At 68.4% G+C, this 17,032-nt stretch carries 14 protein-coding genes; 5 read left to right on the top strand and 9 right to left on the bottom strand.

Annotation, left to right across the window (positions count from 1 at the left end; genetic code table 11):
• Nucleotides 1–3 precede the first annotated feature (3 nt).
• The 4 genes from ACFPFG_RS08240 to ACFPFG_RS08225 all read right to left on the bottom strand — a co-directional run bounded on the left by ACFPFG_RS08240 (nt 4) and on the right by ACFPFG_RS08225 (nt 4,683).
• The gene (locus ACFPFG_RS08240) at nt 4–810 is read right to left on the bottom strand and encodes an ABC transporter ATP-binding protein (protein ID WP_013803472.1); all 807 of its coding nucleotides are present in this window, start codon (nt 808–810) and stop codon (nt 4–6) included.
• Entirely contained in the window at nt 807–1,760 is a 954-nt protein-coding gene (gene ntrB / locus ACFPFG_RS08235; protein ID WP_197956983.1) for a nitrate ABC transporter permease, read from the bottom strand. Before ntrB ends, ACFPFG_RS08240 begins: the two co-directional genes overlap by 4 nt.
• 40 nt (nt 1,761–1,800) lie before the next feature.
• Nucleotides 1,801–3,081 (bottom strand): CmpA/NrtA family ABC transporter substrate-binding protein, encoded by a 1,281-nt coding sequence (locus tag ACFPFG_RS08230; protein ID WP_197956982.1) that lies wholly within the window; start codon nt 3,079–3,081, stop codon nt 1,801–1,803.
• A gap of 336 nt (nt 3,082–3,417) precedes the next feature.
• The gene (locus ACFPFG_RS08225) at nt 3,418–4,683 is read right to left on the bottom strand and encodes a nitrate- and nitrite sensing domain-containing protein (protein ID WP_380105975.1); all 1,266 of its coding nucleotides are present in this window, start codon (nt 4,681–4,683) and stop codon (nt 3,418–3,420) included.
• Nucleotides 4,684–5,016: 333 nt separating this feature from the next.
• Here ACFPFG_RS08225 and ACFPFG_RS08220 point away from each other — a divergent pair, with 333 nt between their 5' ends.
• Complete coding sequence (locus ACFPFG_RS08220; protein ID WP_183021001.1) at nt 5,017–6,714, top strand: putative bifunctional diguanylate cyclase/phosphodiesterase; 1,698 nt, start codon at nt 5,017–5,019, stop codon at nt 6,712–6,714.
• 90 nt (nt 6,715–6,804) lie between these two features.
• Complete coding sequence (gene tsaD / locus ACFPFG_RS08215) at nt 6,805–7,845, top strand: tRNA (adenosine(37)-N6)-threonylcarbamoyltransferase complex transferase subunit TsaD (RefSeq protein WP_012204300.1); 1,041 nt, start codon at nt 6,805–6,807, stop codon at nt 7,843–7,845.
• Nucleotides 7,846–8,028: 183 nt separating this feature from the next.
• On the opposite strand, the gene ACFPFG_RS08210 is transcribed toward tsaD, so the two are convergent.
• Nucleotides 8,029–8,409: an Hsp20/alpha crystallin family protein gene (locus ACFPFG_RS08210; protein WP_183021002.1), complete on the bottom strand. Its 381-nt coding sequence runs from the start codon at nt 8,407–8,409 to the stop codon at nt 8,029–8,031.
• A gap of 98 nt (nt 8,410–8,507) precedes the next feature.
• Between ACFPFG_RS08210 and ACFPFG_RS08205 the strand changes: the two genes are divergently transcribed.
• The gene (locus ACFPFG_RS08205) at nt 8,508–9,818 is read left to right on the top strand and encodes a branched-chain amino acid ABC transporter substrate-binding protein (protein ID WP_380105972.1); all 1,311 of its coding nucleotides are present in this window, start codon (nt 8,508–8,510) and stop codon (nt 9,816–9,818) included.
• Nucleotides 9,819–9,836: 18 nt separating this feature from the next.
• Here ACFPFG_RS08205 and mltB read toward each other — a convergent pair whose 3' ends face one another.
• Genes mltB through ACFPFG_RS08185 form a run of 4 tightly spaced genes read right to left on the bottom strand, consistent with a single transcriptional unit; the run spans nt 9,837 to nt 15,131 of the window.
• Entirely contained in the window at nt 9,837–11,027 is a 1,191-nt protein-coding gene (gene mltB / locus ACFPFG_RS08200) for a lytic murein transglycosylase B (protein WP_380105970.1), read from the bottom strand.
• Nucleotides 11,024–13,180 carry a transglutaminase TgpA family protein gene (locus ACFPFG_RS08195; RefSeq protein WP_380105968.1) on the bottom strand — a complete coding sequence of 719 codons (2,157 nt, stop codon included), beginning with the start codon at nt 13,178–13,180 and terminating at the stop codon, nt 11,024–11,026. Before ACFPFG_RS08195 ends, mltB begins: the two co-directional genes overlap by 4 nt.
• On the bottom strand, nt 13,177–14,211 hold the full coding sequence (locus tag ACFPFG_RS08190) for a DUF58 domain-containing protein (protein ID WP_183021006.1): 1,035 nt from the start codon (nt 14,209–14,211) through the stop codon (nt 13,177–13,179). The genes ACFPFG_RS08195 and ACFPFG_RS08190 overlap by 4 nt, the downstream gene beginning before the upstream one ends.
• The gene (locus ACFPFG_RS08185; RefSeq protein ID WP_013803463.1) at nt 14,211–15,131 is read right to left on the bottom strand and encodes an AAA family ATPase; all 921 of its coding nucleotides are present in this window, start codon (nt 15,129–15,131) and stop codon (nt 14,211–14,213) included. The genes ACFPFG_RS08190 and ACFPFG_RS08185 overlap by 1 nt, the downstream gene beginning before the upstream one ends.
• 90 nt (nt 15,132–15,221) lie before the next feature.
• Between ACFPFG_RS08185 and ACFPFG_RS08180 the strand changes: the two genes are divergently transcribed.
• Nucleotides 15,222–16,127: a histone deacetylase family protein gene (locus ACFPFG_RS08180; protein WP_049801441.1), complete on the top strand. Its 906-nt coding sequence runs from the start codon at nt 15,222–15,224 to the stop codon at nt 16,125–16,127.
• A gap of 17 nt (nt 16,128–16,144) precedes the next feature.
• Nucleotides 16,145–16,954, top strand: coding sequence for an enoyl-CoA hydratase (locus tag ACFPFG_RS08175; RefSeq protein WP_380105965.1), 810 nt, complete (start codon nt 16,145–16,147; stop codon nt 16,952–16,954).
• The last annotated feature ends 78 nt before the right edge of the window (nt 16,955–17,032 follow it).

Here is a 17,032-nt window from a genome sequence, read left to right as displayed (position 1 = left end):
GCTTCAGGCCGCCTTTTCCACATGCCCCTGGCGTGTGTAGAGGAAGTCGATCACCGCCTTGCGGCACTCGCGGTAGCGGTCGTCCTCGGCCAGCGCCACGCGGTTGCGCGGCCGGGCGATGCCGACTTCCAGCACCTCGCCGATGGTGGCTGCCGGGCCGTTGGTCATCATCACGATCTTGTCGGACAGCAGCACGGCCTCGTCCACATCGTGGGTGACCATGACCACGGTGCTTTGCGTGCGCGCCACGATCTCCAGCAGCTCGTCCTGCAGCTTGGCGCGCGTGAGCGCATCGAGCGCGCCGAAGGGCTCGTCCATCAGCAGCACCTGCGGCTCCATCGACAGCGCGCGCGCAATGCCCACGCGCTGCTTCATGCCGCCCGAGATTTCGCCGGGCCGCTTGTGCGCGGCATGGGCCAGGCCCACCAGCTCCAGCGCGGCCAGGGTGCGTGCCTTGAGCTGGGCGCGGCTTTCCGTGCGGCCATAGACGCGCTCCACGGCCAGGTGGATGTTGCCCTCGCAGGTCAGCCAGGGCAGCAGCGAGTGGTTCTGGAAGACCACGGCGCGCTCGGGCCCGGGGCCCTTGATCTCCTTGTTGGCGCACAGCAGCACGCCCGTGGTGGGCGTGGTCAGGCCTGCGATCAGGTTCAGCAGGGTGGACTTGCCGCAGCCCGAGTGGCCGATCAGCGAGACGAATTCGCCCCGCGCAATGGTCAGGTCGATATTGCGCAGCGCCGGAAACAGGCCCTTGGCGGTCTTGAAGCTCTGCTCCACGCCCTGGACCTCGATGAACTTGGACGATGCATTCATGCCTTCACCTCTTCGAACGTAAATGCCGTTGCCAGCTTGACCAGGGCCATCTCCAGCAGCAGGCCCACGATGCCGATCACGAAGATCGCGATGATGATGTTCTTGACGTTGAGGTTGTTCCACTCGTCCCAGACCCAGAAGCCGATGCCCACGCCGCCGGTGAGCATCTCGGCCGCGACGATGACCAGCCAGGCCGTGCCCACGGCCAGGCGCACGCCGGTCAGCATGTAGGGCAGCACGGCCGGGAACAGGATGGTGGTGGCGATCTTCCATTCGCTGAGGTTGAGCACGCGCGCCACGTTCATGTAGTCCTGGGGCACGCGTTGCACGCCCACGGCGGTGTTGATGAGCATGGGCCAGATCGAGCAGATGAAGATGGTCCAGATGGCCGCCGGGTTGGCTCCCTTGAAGACCAGCAGGCCGATGGGCAGCCAGGCCAGCGGCGACACCGGGCGCAGCAGGCTGATCAGCGGGTTGAACATGCGCGACAGGAAGTTGAAGCGCCCGATCACGAAGCCGGCCGGAATGCCGACCAGCGCCGCCAGGCCGAAGCCCACGGCCACGCGCTGCAGCGAAGCCAGCACATTCCAGCCCACGCCCTGGTCATTGGGACCGTTGCGGTAGAACGGGTCGCTGAAAATCTCGACCGCCTGGTGCCAGGTCGCCAAGGGCCCTGGAATGCTCTGGGCCGAGCCGGCCGCCACCAGGGACCACACGCCCACCAGCAGGCCCAGGCCGCACAGCGGCGGCAGCACGGCCAGCCAGAAGGCGCGAGACAGGGCAGCCCAGTCGCGCGCAGCGGCGGGTGCCCTGGGCGCGGCCTGGATGGCCGCGGCAGTGGCGGCCGACGCAGGCGTGGACGTGTATGCCGAGGAGGTGGAAACCGGCGCAGGCGTGGCCGCCGCGGCGGCGGCGGATTCGGCCGGGAAGTGGAAGACGGCGCTGACCATGGTGTGTTCCTCTGTGGTGTGGGGCTTCAAAGGGGATCTCTCAGGCCTTGATGGCAAAGCTGTCTGCGTACTTGCGCGGGTCCTTGCCGTCCCAGACCGTGCCATCCATGAGCTTGCTGCTGCGCATCTCCGCCTTGGGCAGCGGGGCCTTGGCGGCAGTGGCAGCCTGCTGGTAGATGTCCAGGCGGTTGATGGAGCGGGCCACGCCCAGGTAGTCGGGGTGGTCCTTGAGCAGGCCCCAGCGCTTGTGCTGGGTGAGGAACCACATGCCGTCGGACAGGTAGGGGTAGCCCACGCTGCCGTCGCCGAAGAACTTCATGTGGTTGGGGTCGTCCCAGGTCTTGCCCATGCCGTCCTGGTAGCGGCCCAGGATGCGCTGGTTGATGGCATCCACCCCCGTGTTCACGTAGGCCTTGCCGGCGATGGTTTCTGCCATGCGGGTCTTGTTGGCCAGGCTCTCGTCGATCCAGCGGCCGGCCTCGATGATGGCCGCCGTCACGGCGCGTGCCGTGTTGGGGTTCTGGCGTGCGAACTCGGCCGTGGTGCCCAGCACCTTTTCGGGGTGGTCCTGCCAGATGGACTGGGTGGTGGCGGCCGTGACGCCGATGCCGTCCATGATGGCGCGGTGGTTCCAGGGCTCGCCCACGCAAAAGCCGTCCATGTTGCCCACGCGCATATTGGCCACCATCTGCGGCGGCGGTACGGTGATGACCTTGGCATCCTTGAGCGGGTGGATGCCGTTGGCCGCCAGCCAGTAGTACAGCCACATGGCGTGTGTGCCCGTGGGGAAGGTCTGGGCAAAGGTGTATTCGCGCTTTTCGCTGGCCATCAGCTTGGCCAGGCCCGCGCCATTGACGGCACCCTTGTCGGCCAGTTTCTTCGACAGCGATATGGCCTGGCCGTTGTGGTTGAGCGTCATCAGCACGGCCATGTCCTTCCTGGCGCCGCCCACGCCCAGGTGCACGCCGTAGACCAGGCCGTACAGCACGTGGGCAAAGTCCAGCTCGCCATTGACCAGCTTGTCGCGCACGCTGGCCCAGCTGGCTTCCTTGGAGGGAATGATCTTGACGCCGTACTTCTGATCGATCCCCAGCACCGAGGCCATGACCACGCTGGCGCAGTCGGTCAGCGGGATGAAGCCGATGCGCACCTCTTTTTTCTCGGGCGCATCGGAGCCGGCCGCCCAGGCGCCATGGTGGCCCAGCTGGGTGTAGAGCGCCGCACCGCCTGCCAGCGTGCCGGCCTGGCGCAGAAAGTCGCGCCGGGGCAGGGCCGGGCCGGAGGTGAGAGGGCCTGTGGTGGGCTTGGGGCGTGACGCCATGGCGGAACTCCTTCGATCATCGGGATGGAACACTTGCAAACCGGCATGTCCCAAGCAAAACGGCGTCCTCTCCAGCCGCGCTGCGCGGGGAGAGTGACGCCGTTGTCCTGGGGCCTTGAATCAAGACCGGGTCCCGGCCGCCTTTGGCCGGGATTTGCCAGAGTCAATGCAGAAAGCGTGCCAGGCCGTATTCACAGGGGTCCATGCCATCCGTCGGCCTTGCCGGCCTCGGCGAGCCACCTTCTGGTGCGCTCCATGGCGCTCCGTGGCGCTCCAGGTCGCGGCACTGCACCAAGTCGGTGCTGCGCTGCAGCATGGCTCGCACCGCCCCGGCGTTCAAGGCGCAGGCGGCAGGAGATCGGCCATGGAGAGCACGGCCTGCGCCACATCGGCCAGGCGGCGGTTCTGGTTCATGGCGGTCTGGCGCAGCAGCTTGTGGGCCTCGCCTTCGCTGAGCTGGCGCCGCGCCATCAGCAGGCCCTTGGCGCGCTCCAGCAGCTTGCGCTCCGTGAGCGTGGCGCGCACGGTCTCCAGCTCGGCCTGCATGGCCTGCAGGCGCTGCGACTGGTCCTGTACCAGGTCCATCACGGAACGGTCCAACTGCGGCCCCAGCCGTGCGGCCGGGGGCTGCAGCTCGCCCAGCGTCAGCGTGGCGGAGACCGGCATGGTCGCCAATGCCTGCGGCGCCTGCAGCAGCGTCTGCAGGGCGGCGCGGGCATCGGCAATGCGGTGCTCGCATTGCTGCTGCAGCTCGGCCGTCAGGCGGGCCTCGACGGCCTGCAGCGCGTCCATGCGCTGCGAGCAACTGTCGAACCAGGGCTCGGCCATCTCCACGGACAAAGGCGCGCCCGCCGTGGCCGTGCAGCCCAGGCGGCGCAGCCGCTCGATCACGGCCAGCGTGGCGTCGGCCGCGCTGCGTTCTTGCCACAGGGCCAGGGAATGGGGTGGCGCGAACTCCGCAAAGACCTGAAAGCAGCGCTCCTGCGAGGCGATCAGGTGCAGCCAATGCTGCTGGCGCGACGCATCGCTCAGGCCTGCGCCGAACGCAGCCACGCCCGTGGCGCGCTCCTGGCCCGCGAACTCCTTGCCCTGCATGAAATTGAACAAGGCCACCAGCAGGCGCGAGATACCGGGCTCGGGTGCGCTGTCCGCCGCCTCGAAGACCACGGCCAGCAGGCCGGCCACCAGGTCGATATAGAGGGCCGTTGCCGCCTCCGGCGACAGCGTGCGGCTGGCGACGCGCTCGCGCAGCGCGGGCAGCGCGTCCAGGCATTGCAGCACATGGGCGATGCGGCTGAACAGACGCGCGCCATGGCCGGGGTGGCCGGTGAGCCCCGCGCCACCGGGCCGCATGTCCAGCAGCTCGAAGCCGTCGCGCGCCGCAGCGGCCATGCGGTCGCACTCGGCCATCTGGGCCAGCCTGACCGGGCCGCCGCGCGTGCCTGCGCTGGCCAGAAAGACGTTGGACAGGCCGCGCTCCTTTTGCAGCGCATGGATGAGGCGGCTGAGCAGATCCACCAGTGCGCTGGTGCGCTGCAACTGCTCCAGTTCGCCGATTTCGCACTGCCGCGCGGCCACAAGAAAGTTGAGAGCGGTTTTCATGGGGGCTTGGATCCTGTCTGCCTGCCTTGATGCGTTTTGCCTGGATGCAATGGACCTGGATGCAATTCCCATGCCGAGGCGTCACGCGGCGCTTGCATGGGTGCGGGATAGATGGTTTGATAGAATTTTTTTAATGATTTGAAATTTTCGATACACAAATATACGTGTAAGCGTGTCGAATGCTTGCAAGGTGAATGGTGCGGTTTTTTTCAGGCAAAGTCCCGTTCATCCGGCGCACATGGCAAGGCAGACCACGGCATTGGGCTGCGCAATGCGGCAGCGAGGCTGAATCGGCATGAGCTTGAAATATCACGAGAAGATCGGTTTTTCCCCATGCATTGGCTGTTCATGACCGAGGGAGGGTCCCTGTGGGTACCTGCGCGCTGGCGCGGCCCGACATTTGCGCGCTGGCTGGCTTTGCTGCTGCCTTGTATCGCTCAGGGTCAGGTCCTTGCGGCTGCCGAGGATGCCGTCGCGTCGGCGCAATTTGCCGATGGGGGCGTCTGGTTCGCGGGATGGGATGCCCTCGGCCCGTGGGGCGCCGGTGCGTTCGTGGCGTTCCTGCTGGTGTGCTCGGTGCTCTACATCCGCATGCGCTGCAAGGCGCAGCGCCTGACGCAGTCGCTCAAGCAGAGCAATGAGAAATTGCTGCGCGCCAATGTGAAGCTCAAGCGCATCGCCTTCAGGGACCCGTTGACCGGTACGGCCAACCGGGCGCTGTTCGAATACCGGCTGGGCCGCACGATTGCGCGCGCCGACAGCTCGGTGGTGCAGCCGGGGCCCTGCGGGCCGGTGCGCGTGGGCCTGCTGTACATCGACCTGGACGGATTCAAACCCATCAACGACGTGGAGGGCCATGCCGCCGGTGATGCGCTGCTGTGCCAGGTGGCCGTGCGTCTGGGCCATATGACGCGCAAATCGGACACGCTGGCGCGCATGGGTGGCGACGAGTTCGTGCTGCTCCTGGGCTGCCTGGCTTCGGTGGACGACGCCGTGGCCATGGCGGGCCGGGTGCAGAAGGCGTTGAGCCTGCCGTTTGACCTGCCAGGAAAGTCGGTCTCCATCAGCAGCTCCATCGGCGTGGCCGTCTATCCCGACCATGGCCAGAAGGAAAAACTCATGGCGGCGGCCGATGCCGCCATGTACACAGCCAAGCGTGCCGGCGGAAACACCTACGCCATCTTCAAGGAAAGCATGCGCCAGGGCGTGGCCGCGCAGTTCGACCTGCAGCAGGCCCTGCGTCGCGCCGTGGCCAGCCAGCAGCTGGTGCTCTTCTATCAGCCCAAAGTCGATACCCGCACGGGCCGCATCCGCAGCGTGGAGGCGCTGGCGCGCTGGAACCATCCGCAGTTCGGCCTGATCAGTCCCCGCGTGTTCATCCCGCTGGCCGAGCGCTTCGGTCTGATCAGCGAAATCGGCGACTGGGTCATCGACGAGGCCTGTCGCCAGACCGCGCAGTGGGCGAGCGAGCGGCGCTTCATGCGGGTGTCCATCAATATTTCTGGCTACCAGCTCTTTCAGACGCGGCTGGCGCAGTTCATTGCCGAGGCGATCGCAAGGCACCGCATCCGGCCCGAGCAACTGGTCTTCGAGATCACCGAGTCCGTGGCCATGGAGGACGACAAGACCACCATGGCCGTGATTGCCGAACTCACGGGCATGGGCGTGCAGATCTCCATCGACGACTTCGGCACCGGCTACTCCAGCCTGGCCCTGTTGCGCCAGCTGTGCGCCGACGAGGTGAAGATCGACCGCAGCTTCGTGCGCGACGTGGCCCTCAAGAGCGATGCGCGGGCCGTGGTCGATGCCATCGTGCGCCTGGCCCATGCGCTGGAGCTGCGCGTGGTGGCCGAAGGCGTGACCAACCAGCAGCAGCGCGAAGTGCTGCAGGCCCTGGGCTGCGACGAGCTGCAGGGCTTTTACTTCGCCCGCCCCATGGATGCCCAGGCACTGATCGCCAGCGAGATCTGGACCTCCGACGGCTTCGAGCCCGTGCAGTTCTCGCGCTCTTCCTACATAGACAACCTGTAGCGGGCCGCCGGCCGTGCAACTGCCCGCCTGCCAGGGGCCATTGATGCCTGTGGCCGTGCTCCGCGCCCGCAGGTTCTACACTTTAGCCCCATGAGTTTGCTGATTCTGGGGATCGAATCCTCCTGCGATGAAACCGGCGTGGCCCTGGTCGAGGCCCCCGATGGGACGGGCGTGCCCACCCTGCTGTCCCATGCGCTGCACAGCCAGATCGACATGCACCGCGCCTATGGCGGCGTGGTGCCCGAGCTGGCCAGCCGCGACCACATCCGCCGCGTGCTGCCGCTGACCGAAAACGTGCTGGGCGAGTCCGGCCGCTCGCTGGACCAGGTCGATGTGATCGCCTTCACGCGCGGCCCCGGCCTGGCCGGCGCCCTGCTGGTGGGGGCGGGCGTGGCCTGCGCCATGGCTGCGGCATTGAACAAGCCCGTGCTGGGCGTGCACCACCTGGAAGGCCATTTGCTGTCGCCCTTCCTGAGCGCCGATCCCCCGGAATTCCCCTTCGTGGCCCTGCTGGTCTCGGGCGGCCATACGCAGCTGATGCGCGTGGACGGCGTGGGCAGCTACGCCATCCTGGGCGAGACCATCGATGACGCGGCCGGCGAGGCCTTCGACAAATCGGCCAAGCTCATGGGGCTGCCCTATCCCGGCGGTCCCGTGCTCTCGCGCCTGGCCGAAGGCGGCGATGCCCAGGCCTTCAAGCTGCCCCGGCCGCTGCTGCATTCTGGCGACCTGGACTTCTCCTTCGCCGGCCTGAAGACGGCCGTGCTGACCCAGGCGAAGAAGCTGGGCGATGACCTGGAGGCGCGCAAGGCCGACCTGGCCGCCAGCACGCAGGCCGCCATCGTCGAGGTGCTGGTCAAGAAGACCCTGGCCGCGCTGCAGCAGACCGGCATGAAGCGCGTGGTCGTGGCCGGCGGCGTGGGTGCCAACCGGCTGCTGCGCTCCCAGCTGGATGCGGCCTGCGCCAAGCGCAAGCTGCGCGTGCACTACCCCGAGCTGCACCTGTGCACCGACAACGGCGCCATGATCGCCATGGCCGCCGCCATGCGCCTTCAGGCGGGCCGGGAAGTGGCCAACAGGCACTACGCCTTCGACGTCAAGCCGCGCTGGCCGCTCGATTCGCTGGCCTGATTCCTAGTCCGCCTCTGCCTTCCCCATCGCCGCGCTGTGCGGCGGGCCACCTGCGATGCGCAGCCTGTGCAGCACAAAAAAAGCCCGGCATGTGCCGGGCTCTGAAAACGGGCTGTCACCTTGCTAAGAGGAGGGAAGAAAGGATTGGTTGACAGCCCGGGTGCACAAACTCGCTGACCGGATTTACTGGATGCTCAGCGTGGTGGCCTTGCTCTGCGGTTCCAGGCGGGCCAGGGACAGCGTGAGCACGCCGTTTTCCAGCCTTGCGCTGCTGGCGGCAGTGTCGATCTCATGGTCCAGCTCCCAGGCGCGCTGCACCTGGCGGGGCGCACCCTCGACGCTGGACAGACGGACCACGGCGCCTTCGATGCTCAACTGCAACTGCTCGCGGGACAGGCCGGGCACATCCAGCTGCAGCGTCGTGGCCTTTTCATCGCGCTGCACCTGCACCGACGAGGGAGAGTGGGCGGCGTTGCCCAGGGTGCCTTGCAGGAAGCGCTGCAGGGCCAGATCGGCGGCTTGGGGGTTGAAGGCGTTGCGGCGGAGAACAGGCGAGAAGATCATGGTGAAGTGGCTCCTATAAACTGCGCGGCTTCATCGAAGTTGTCGCCGCATGGAGCGTAGTTGAGCGGCGTTGAACGCATTTCAAGAGGGAAAAAGCCATGAATAAATTGCGCCGCAAGGTCTTGAAAAGCGGTGCCATGGCGCTATTTGCTGCGCCGGCGCTGGCGGCCCTGGCCGCAAACGAACGCGGACAGCCCGTGCCTCCGCCGCGTGGCGAGCCCATACGGCTGGCGCTGATCGAAAGCCTGTCCGGCCCCTTTGCCAACACGGGCGAGGCCGTGTTCCGCAACCTGCTATGGGCCACCGAGCGCGTGAATGCGCGCGGCGGCGTGCCACTGCCGGCCGCGCAGGGCGGCGCCCGGCCCCTGGCCATCGAACGCCATGACAGCAAGGGCCAGAACGAGGAGGCGCTGTCCGCGCTGCGCGCAGCCATCGACGGCGGTGCGCGCGTGGTCATGCAGGGCAATTCATCGGCCGTGGCCGCCGTGCTGGTCGATGCCATTGCCAAGCACAACGAGCGCGATCCGGCCCGGCGCGTGCTGTACCTGAACTACTCGGCCGTCGATCCTGCGCTCACCAACGAGCGCTGCAGCTTCTGGCACTTTCGCTTCGACGCCCATGCCGACATGCGCATGGCCGCGCTGATGCAGGTGCTGCGCGAGGACGCGGCCGTGCGCAGCGCCTACCTGATCGGGCAGGACTACAGCTTTGGCCAGGCCGTGCTGCGCGAGGCACGGCGCCAGCTGGCCGCGCAGCGGCCCGATGTGGCCATCGTGGGCGACGAGCTGCACCCCGTGGGCCGCGTCAAGGACTTTGCGCCCTATGCCGCCAAGATCAAAGCCAGCGGCGCCCAGGCCGTGATCACGGGCAACTGGGGCAATGATCTGATGCTGCTGGTCAAGGCCGCGCGGGAGGCGGGTTTTGACGGCCGCTTCTACACCTTCTACGGCAATGCGCTGGGTGCGCCCGCCGCCCTGGGGGAGGCCGGCATGGGCAAGGTGCTGGCCGTGGCCGACTGGCTGCCCAACGTGCCCGGCGCCGAAAGCCAGGCCTTCTACAAGGCATTCCGCGAGCGCTTTCCCAGGCCTGCCGATGACTATGTGCACATGCGCATGCAACTGATGATCGAGGCCCTGGCCCAGTCCATGGCGCGTGCGGGCAGCACCGACACGGTGGCCGTTGCGCAGGCGCTGGAAAGCGCCGAGGTGGCGCTGGCCGGGCGCAAGGGCCGCATGCGCGCGGCCGACCACCAGTTCCAGCAGGCGCTGGTGGTCGGCGTCATGGACAGGCAGGGCGCGCCTGGCGTGCCTTTCGATGTGGAAGGCTCGGGCTACGGCTTCCGCGTGGTGCGGGAGATCGAGGCGGTGCGTGCCGAGCAGCCATCGACATGCCGCATGCGGCGGCCCTGATGGCCCTGGCAGCTCGGATCAGCGGCCCATGGCTGCGGCGACTTCCTGGCCCAGTTCGATCACGGACAGCGCGTAGTAGCTGGACCAGTTGTAGCGCGTGATGGCATAGAAATTCTCCGTGCCCGCGATATACAGCGGCTGGCCCTGCGCGCCGTTCTCCAGCTTGACCAGGGCCAGCGGCCCTTGATGCTCAGCGCCGCTGCCCGGCAACTGCGCGCCGCGCGCGGCCATCTCTGCGGCCGTGAACTGGGGCAGGATGTCGGGCGCCAGCAGGGCGGCCAGGTCGGCGCCCTGGGCCTGCATGATCACAGGGTAGTGGGTGGGCATGCCGCTTTTCCAGCCATGCGCGACAAAGTAGTTGGCCACCGAGCCGATGGCATCGGCCGCGCTGCCGAACAGGTCGATGCGGTCGTCGCCATCGAAGTCCACGGCCCACTTCACCCAGCTGCTGGGCATGAACTGGCCCATGCCCATGGCGCCCGCGTAGCTGCCGCGCAGCAAGAACGGGTCCGTTGCGGCGCGGTGCGTGAAGCGCAGGAACTGCTCCAGCTCGCCACGGAAATATTCGGTGCGCGCCTGCGCGCGGGGGTGGGCTGCGGGGAAGTCGAAGCTCAGCGTGGCCAGGGCGTCGATGACGCGGAAATTGCCCATCTGCTGGCCGTAGATGGTCTCCACGCCGATGATGCCGACGATGATTTCGGCCGGCACACCGTACTGCTTTTCGGCACGCGCCAGCGCGGCGGCATTGTCCTGCCAGAAGCGGGTTCCGGCGCGTATGCGCACGGGCTCGACAAAGCGGCTGCGGTAGACGCCCCAGTTCTTGGCCGTGCCCTGGGCAGCTGGTGTCATCAGGCGGGGCACCTGGGGCAGAAAGCGCGCCTGGGCGATGGTGTCGCGCACCCAGTCCACCGGCAGGTCGTGGCGCATCGCAATGTCGGCAGCCATTTGCATGGCTTCAGGCCGCTCGCCGTAGGGCGTGCTGCCCTGCACGGTCCTGGCCACGGCGGCACCGCCTGCCGCCGTGGCGGCGGCAGCAGCGACCGTGCGCTTTTTCGTGGAAGATTTGGCCGTGGACTTGGCCATGGTTTTGGCAGCGGGGCTGGCTGCTGCTGCCTGGGTGGGCGCCGGCTTGCCGGCCAGCGCGCCGCAGGGCAGGGCGGCGGCCGCAAGCAGCAGCAGGGCGGAGGGGATCAATCGTTGCTTGGTCATGGTGTGCTTGTCGTGGGGCCGGCAGCGGCGGCTTGTGGCCGTGGCTGCGGATTGCGTGGCCAGTCCAGCGCCCGCCATTGGCGTCGCAGGGCGGGCAGGCCGGGGGTATCGGGTGCGGCCTGGGGTGCGGATCGGGGGGCGCGTGCGTAGCGCTGGCGCTCCATGCCCAGAAGCCAGTCGTGCAGTGCCTTGGCGGCCATGGCGTCTTCCTGGCCCCAGCGGTCCATGACCTGGGCTGCCAGCGCGCGCGGGGGCAGGCTGCCATCGGCCTGCAGGCCGATGCGCCGCAGCCGGGCGCGGGTTCTGTCCATCAGGCGCAGCCATTCGTCGCGGCTGTTGCGCTGGGCGCGGGCCATCCAGGCCAGCCAGGCCAGTGCGGCCACGCCGGCCAGCGCGCCCAGCAGGCGCAGCATGTCCACCCAGGAGGGCGACTGCACGCCCAGGTTCTTGAGCAGGTCCAGCTGGCGGCTTTGCGTGTAGTTGAGCACCCACTGGTTCCAGCCGTTGTTGGCGGCCTCCCAAACGGCGCGCATCTGCTGCAGCATGCCCACTCCCACGAAGTTGCCCACGGCGCCGGCAATGGCGCCCTGCGGTGCGCGCAGGCGCTGGAACTCGCCCACGCGCGACGGTGCCACGGCGCCGGTGGGATCGATGCGTACCCAGCCTTCGTCCTCCAGCCAGACCTCGGTCCAGGCGTGGGCGTCGGCGTTGCGCACGGTCCAGTAGCCATCGATGGGGTTGCGCTCGCCGCCCTGGTAGCCGGTGACGATGCGGGCAGGCACGCCCATGCCGCGCATCAGCACGGCGAAGGCCGAGGCGATGTGCTCGCAGAATCCCTGTTTGCTGTCGAACCAGAAATCATCGGCCGTGTGCACGCTGTCCACCACGCCGGGGTCCAGCGTGTAGGTGTAGCCGCCCGTGCGCAGGCGCGCCAGGGCGGCCTGTACCCAGGCGCGGGGCGGGGCGTCGGCCAGTTGCGGGTCGGCGCGCATCTGGCGGGCCAACTCCAGCGTGCGCGGGTTGCTGCCTTCGGGCAGCTGGGTGTAGCGGCGCAGGGCGCGGGTGGGCTTGAGCGGGCCGTAGCTGAACTGCACATGGCTTTGCGCGCTGATGCGCACCACGTCGGTGATGGGGCGCCAGGCCAGCCATTGCAGCTGGGGCGTCATGCGGGCGCTGCCCATGCCCTGGGGCAGTTCGGGGGGCTGGGGCGTGGCGTCGAGCATGGGCAGCCATGGGCGGCGGCTGGGCTCGATGGTCATCTGGTAGCGCACGCCTTCGCCCGATACGCGCAACTGGGCGCTGTCCAGCCCGGCCTCCGTGTCCATCTGCCATTCCTGGCCGTCGAAGCGCGAGAGCACGGGACCCCGGAAGTACAGGGTGCTGGCCGATGGCGGGGCGCCGTCGGGCGTGTCGAAGCGCAGGCGCAGGGCCACGTTTTCGTCCAGCACCAGCGAGGCCATGGAGCCCACGCGCATGTTCTCCGACAGGCCGCTGCGGCCGGCCAGGTCGTTGCCCGGCACGCCCCACAGCGGCGCCATGCGGGGAAAGAACAGGAACAGCGCCACCATCACCGGCGTGCCCCACAGCGCCAGCAGGGCCGCCGTGCGCAGCGCCTGGGTCAGCGGCGGGCGGCCAGCGGTCATGTGGGCGTTGACCAGGGCCGTGAGCAGGCCCAACAGGCCCAGCACCATGGCCAGGGCCAGCAGCAGGGACTGCGAGTAGAAGAAGTTGGCCAGCAGCGCGAAGAAGCCCAGGAAGAACACCACCATGGCATCGCGCCGGGCGCGCAGCTCCAGCGTCTTGAGCGCCAGCAGCAGCACGATCAGGGTCACGCCCGCATCGCGCCCGACAAAGGTACCGTGCGACACCCAGGTGGCACCCAGGGCCAGCAGCAGCAGTCCGCCCAGCAGCCAGCGGCCGGGCAGTGGCTGGCCGCGCCAGGCCAGCAGGCCGCGCCACAGCAGCAGGCCGGCCACGAAGACCATGGTCCACCAGGGCGTGTGGGCGGCCTGGGGCATCAGCACCCAGGCGACCACGGCCAGCAGGAACAGGGTGTCGCGCGCATCGCGCGGCAGGGCGGCCAGGCGCTGGCGCCAGGTGGCCGCAGGCAGCGCGACGGCTTGGAAGGAGGAGGGCATGGACGTGCGATTCATGGGCAGGCCGCCAGGGCTTCCAGGCAGAGCGTGGCATGGGCCGCGCCCTGGTCTGGGGCGATCTCGCGGCCGTCGGGCAGGCGCAGGCCCCAGGTCAGGTCCTGCTGGCGTGCGGCCAGCACCCAGGCGGTCAGGCGGCTGATGCGGGCCTCGGGGTCGGCCAGGCCGGTGGCCTTTGCGTCCAGCCACAGGCGGTGCTGCTGGGACAGAGGGCGGTCGCGGCTCACCAGCTGGTCGCTGCCCGTGGCAAAGGCCTGGGCGGCCTTTTTCCAGACCACCAGCTTGAGCGCATCACCGCGCCGGTAGGCACGCACGCCGTCGAACTCGTCGCCGTGGCGCGTGGAGGCCGCGCTGCGGCCGCCGGCATCGGCACTGGCCGCAGGCAGGGGCGGGGGATTGTGCTCGGGCGCCGGGTAGATCCAGGCCTGGGTCTGCGCGCGCCACAGCGCCCAGACGCGGAAGGTGCCCAGGGGGTAGCGCGTGGCCGCCGTGATCGTGGGCAGCGATTGCAGGCCCCGGCGCAGTGGCGTGAAAGCCAGTTGCGCCGTGGTGCTGCCCTGTGCCGGGACATCGATCCAGGTCCAGTCGGTGACCGCCGCATCGCCTTGCACTGCCAGGCCTATGCCCCAACGCGTGCTGCGGCGTGCGTTGTGCAGCACCACGTCGAAGCGGCAGGGCCGGCCGGCAAAGCTGCCGGCCGGCGGCAGCAGATGCAACGCCAGACCGCGCAGATTGCCGTGGCCGACCACCATGCCCGCTGCCGCGCTGCCGGCCAGCAGGAAGGTCAGCAGATAGCCCAGGTTGAGCTGGTAGTTGATGGCGGCCACCAGCAGCACGCACAGTGTCAGCGCCAGGGCCCAGCCTGCACGCGACGGCATGATGTAGACATTGCGCTGGGTCAGCTTCAGGCTGTCCGTGCGGGGCAGGCGGGCATGCCACCACTGGCGCACGCGCCGCGCGGGAGACCAGCGCTGGCGCAGCGATGCCCCCGGCTGGGCGGCGCCGGGCGAAGACGCGGTAGCGGCCTGCATCAGCGCAGCGCCACGGCGTCCAGCATGGCGCGCACCTGCTCCACGGCGCCCCGGCCGGAGGAGCCAATGGGCACCAGGCGGTGGGCCGCCGTCTGCGGCAGGATGGCCTGCACATCGTCGGGCGCCACGTAGTCGCGCCCCTCCATCAGGGCCACGGCCCGGGCCGCGCGCAGCAGCGCAATGCCGGCGCGCGGCGACAGGCCCTGCACGAACCACTGGCCCGAGCGCGTGGCCTCCAGCAGGTCCTGCACATAGTCGAGCAGCGCGTCGCTGGCATGCACCTGGAGCACGGCTGCCTGCAGATCCTGCAGCTCCTGCGTGGTCAGCAGCGGCGCCAGTGCGTCGGCCTGGGCGCGTCGGCCATTGCCGGACAGCAGGGAACGCTCGGCCGCACGGTCGGGATAGCCCAGGCTGATGCGCATCAGAAAGCGGTCCAGCTGGCTTTCGGGCAGCGGGAAGGTGCCCAGCTGTTCCTGCGGGTTCTGCGTGGCGATCACGAAGAAGGGCTCGGGCAGGCGGTGCGTGCGGCCTTCGGCAGAGACCTGGCGCTCTTCCATGGCTTCGAGCAGGGCGCTCTGCGTCTTGGGGCTGGCGCGGTTGATCTCGTCGGCCAGCAGCACCTGGGCGAAAACGGGGCCGGGGTGGAAGACAAAGGTCTCGCTGGCGCGCTCGTAGATGGACACGCCGGTGAGGTCGCTGGGCATGAGGTCGGCCGTGAACTGCACGCGCGAGAACTGCAGTCCGAAGCTGTGTGCCAGCGCATGCGCCAGCGTGGTCTTGCCCACGCCGGGAACGTCTTCCAGCAGCAGGTGTCCCCCGGCCAGCAGACAGGCCACACTGTCGCGGACCTGAGCCGGTTTCCCTACAACCACCGTGTTAAGCTGATCCAGAAGCGCCTTGATCTTGTGTGTTGCTTGCATGGCGCGACGTTATCCTAAAAAAAACATCGCGGAGACATCACTGTGGGCAAGACGGGTTATTTCACCCATAGGGAGTGCTGGCGGCATGAGATGGGGCCCGGGCATCCCGAATGTCCGGCCCGGCTCGACGCCATCGAGGACCGGCTGCTGGTGACCGGCGTGGCCGATGCGCTGGAGCGGCACGAGGCCCCCCAGGCCTCGCTGGCCGACATCGAACTGGCCCATGATCGCATGCATGTGGCCGCGCTGCAGGGCCTGACACAGCGCCTGGTCGAGGAGCAGCAGGCCGGCGGCCCCGAGTACTCGCAGATCGACACCGACACCTCCATCAACAGCCATACCTTCTCGGCCGCCCTGCATGCGGCCGGCGCCGCGCTGGCGGCCACCGATGCGGTGATGGCCGGCGAGCTGGAGAATGCCTTTTGCGCCGTGCGCCCGCCGGGCCACCACGCCACGCGCCACCAGGCCATGGGCTTTTGCTTCTTCAACAACGTGGCCGTGGGCGTGAAGTACGCGCTCAGCCGCCACCACCTCAAGCGCGTGGCGGTGATCGATTTCGACGTGCACCACGGCAACGGCACCGAGGACATCCTCTCCGGCGACGACCGCGTGCTCATGTGCGGCATCTTCCAGCATCCGTTCTACCCCTTCAGCGGCGACCAGCACCCGGCCGCCAACATGGTCAACGTACCGGTGGCCGCCTATACCAAGGGCATGGACATCCGCGAAATCGTCGAGATGATGTGGATTCCGCGCCTGGAGGCCTTCAAGCCCGAGCTGATCTTCATCAGCGCCGGCTTCGACGCCCACCGCGAGGACGACATGGGCCAGCTGGGCATGACCGAGCAGGACTTCACCTGGATCACCTCGCGCATCAAGGACATCGCTCGGCGATTTTCCAAGGGGCGCATCGTCTCCTGCCTGGAAGGCGGCTATGTGATGGGCCCGCTTGCGCGCAGCGTGGAAGCGCACGTGCGCGTGCTGGCCGACCTCTGAACCGGATCTGGAGCACCATGAACGCGAACCCCCATCCTTCTGGAGCCAGTCCCCTGCTCGACGTGCAGCGCGACGCGCGCGGCGTCGTGCGCCTCACGCTCAATGACCCGCAGCGCTTCAATGCCCTGGGAGAGCAGATGCTCACGCAGCTGCAGCAGGCGCTGGACGACGTGGCGCGCGACGAGTCCGTGCGCGTGGTCGTGCTGGCTGCTGCCGGCAAGGCCTTTTGCGCGGGGCACAACCTCAAGGACATGGCGGCCCATCCGCAGCTGGACTACTACCAGAAGCTGTTCGCCCAGTGCAGCCGCATGATGCTGTCCATCCACCGGCTGCCCGTTCCCGTGATCGCGCGCGTGCACGGCATTGCCACGGCGGCAGGCTGCCAGCTCGTGGCCCAGTGCGACCTGGCCGTGGCAGGCGAGCAGGCACGCTTTGCGACCAGCGGCATCCACTATGGCCTGTTCTGTGCCACGCCCAGCGTGCCGTTGGTGCGCAATGTGCCGGCCAAGCAGGCCATGGAGATGCTGCTCACGGGCGACTCCATCGACGCGCAGCAGGCGCTGGAGCAGGGCCTGGTCAACCGCGTGGTGGCCGAGGAGGCGCTGGACGATGCCGTCGAGCACTTCGTGCAGTCCATCGTCAGCAAGCCCCGCGCGGCCGTGGCCATGGGCAAGGCCCTGGTCTACCGCCAGCGCGAGATGGGCATCGAGGCGGCCTACCAGTTGGCCGGCCAGACCATGGCCGCCAACATGATGGATGCCGACGCCCAGGAGGGCGCCCAGGCCTTCGCCGCCAAGCGCGAACCGGCCTGGAAGACGGGCCGCTGACCGACTTGCATGTAGGCGCCGGTCCGCCGGGGCCGTCGTGAATCTGCGCGATGATGACGGCCTGCGCCCTTGCGGCGG

Origin of the sequence: Delftia deserti (assembly GCF_042653485.1) — a bacterium.
Classification (GTDB): Bacteria; Pseudomonadota; Gammaproteobacteria; order Burkholderiales; family Burkholderiaceae_C; genus Comamonas; species Comamonas acidovorans.
This window is presented reverse-complemented; position numbering and strand designations above follow the sequence as displayed.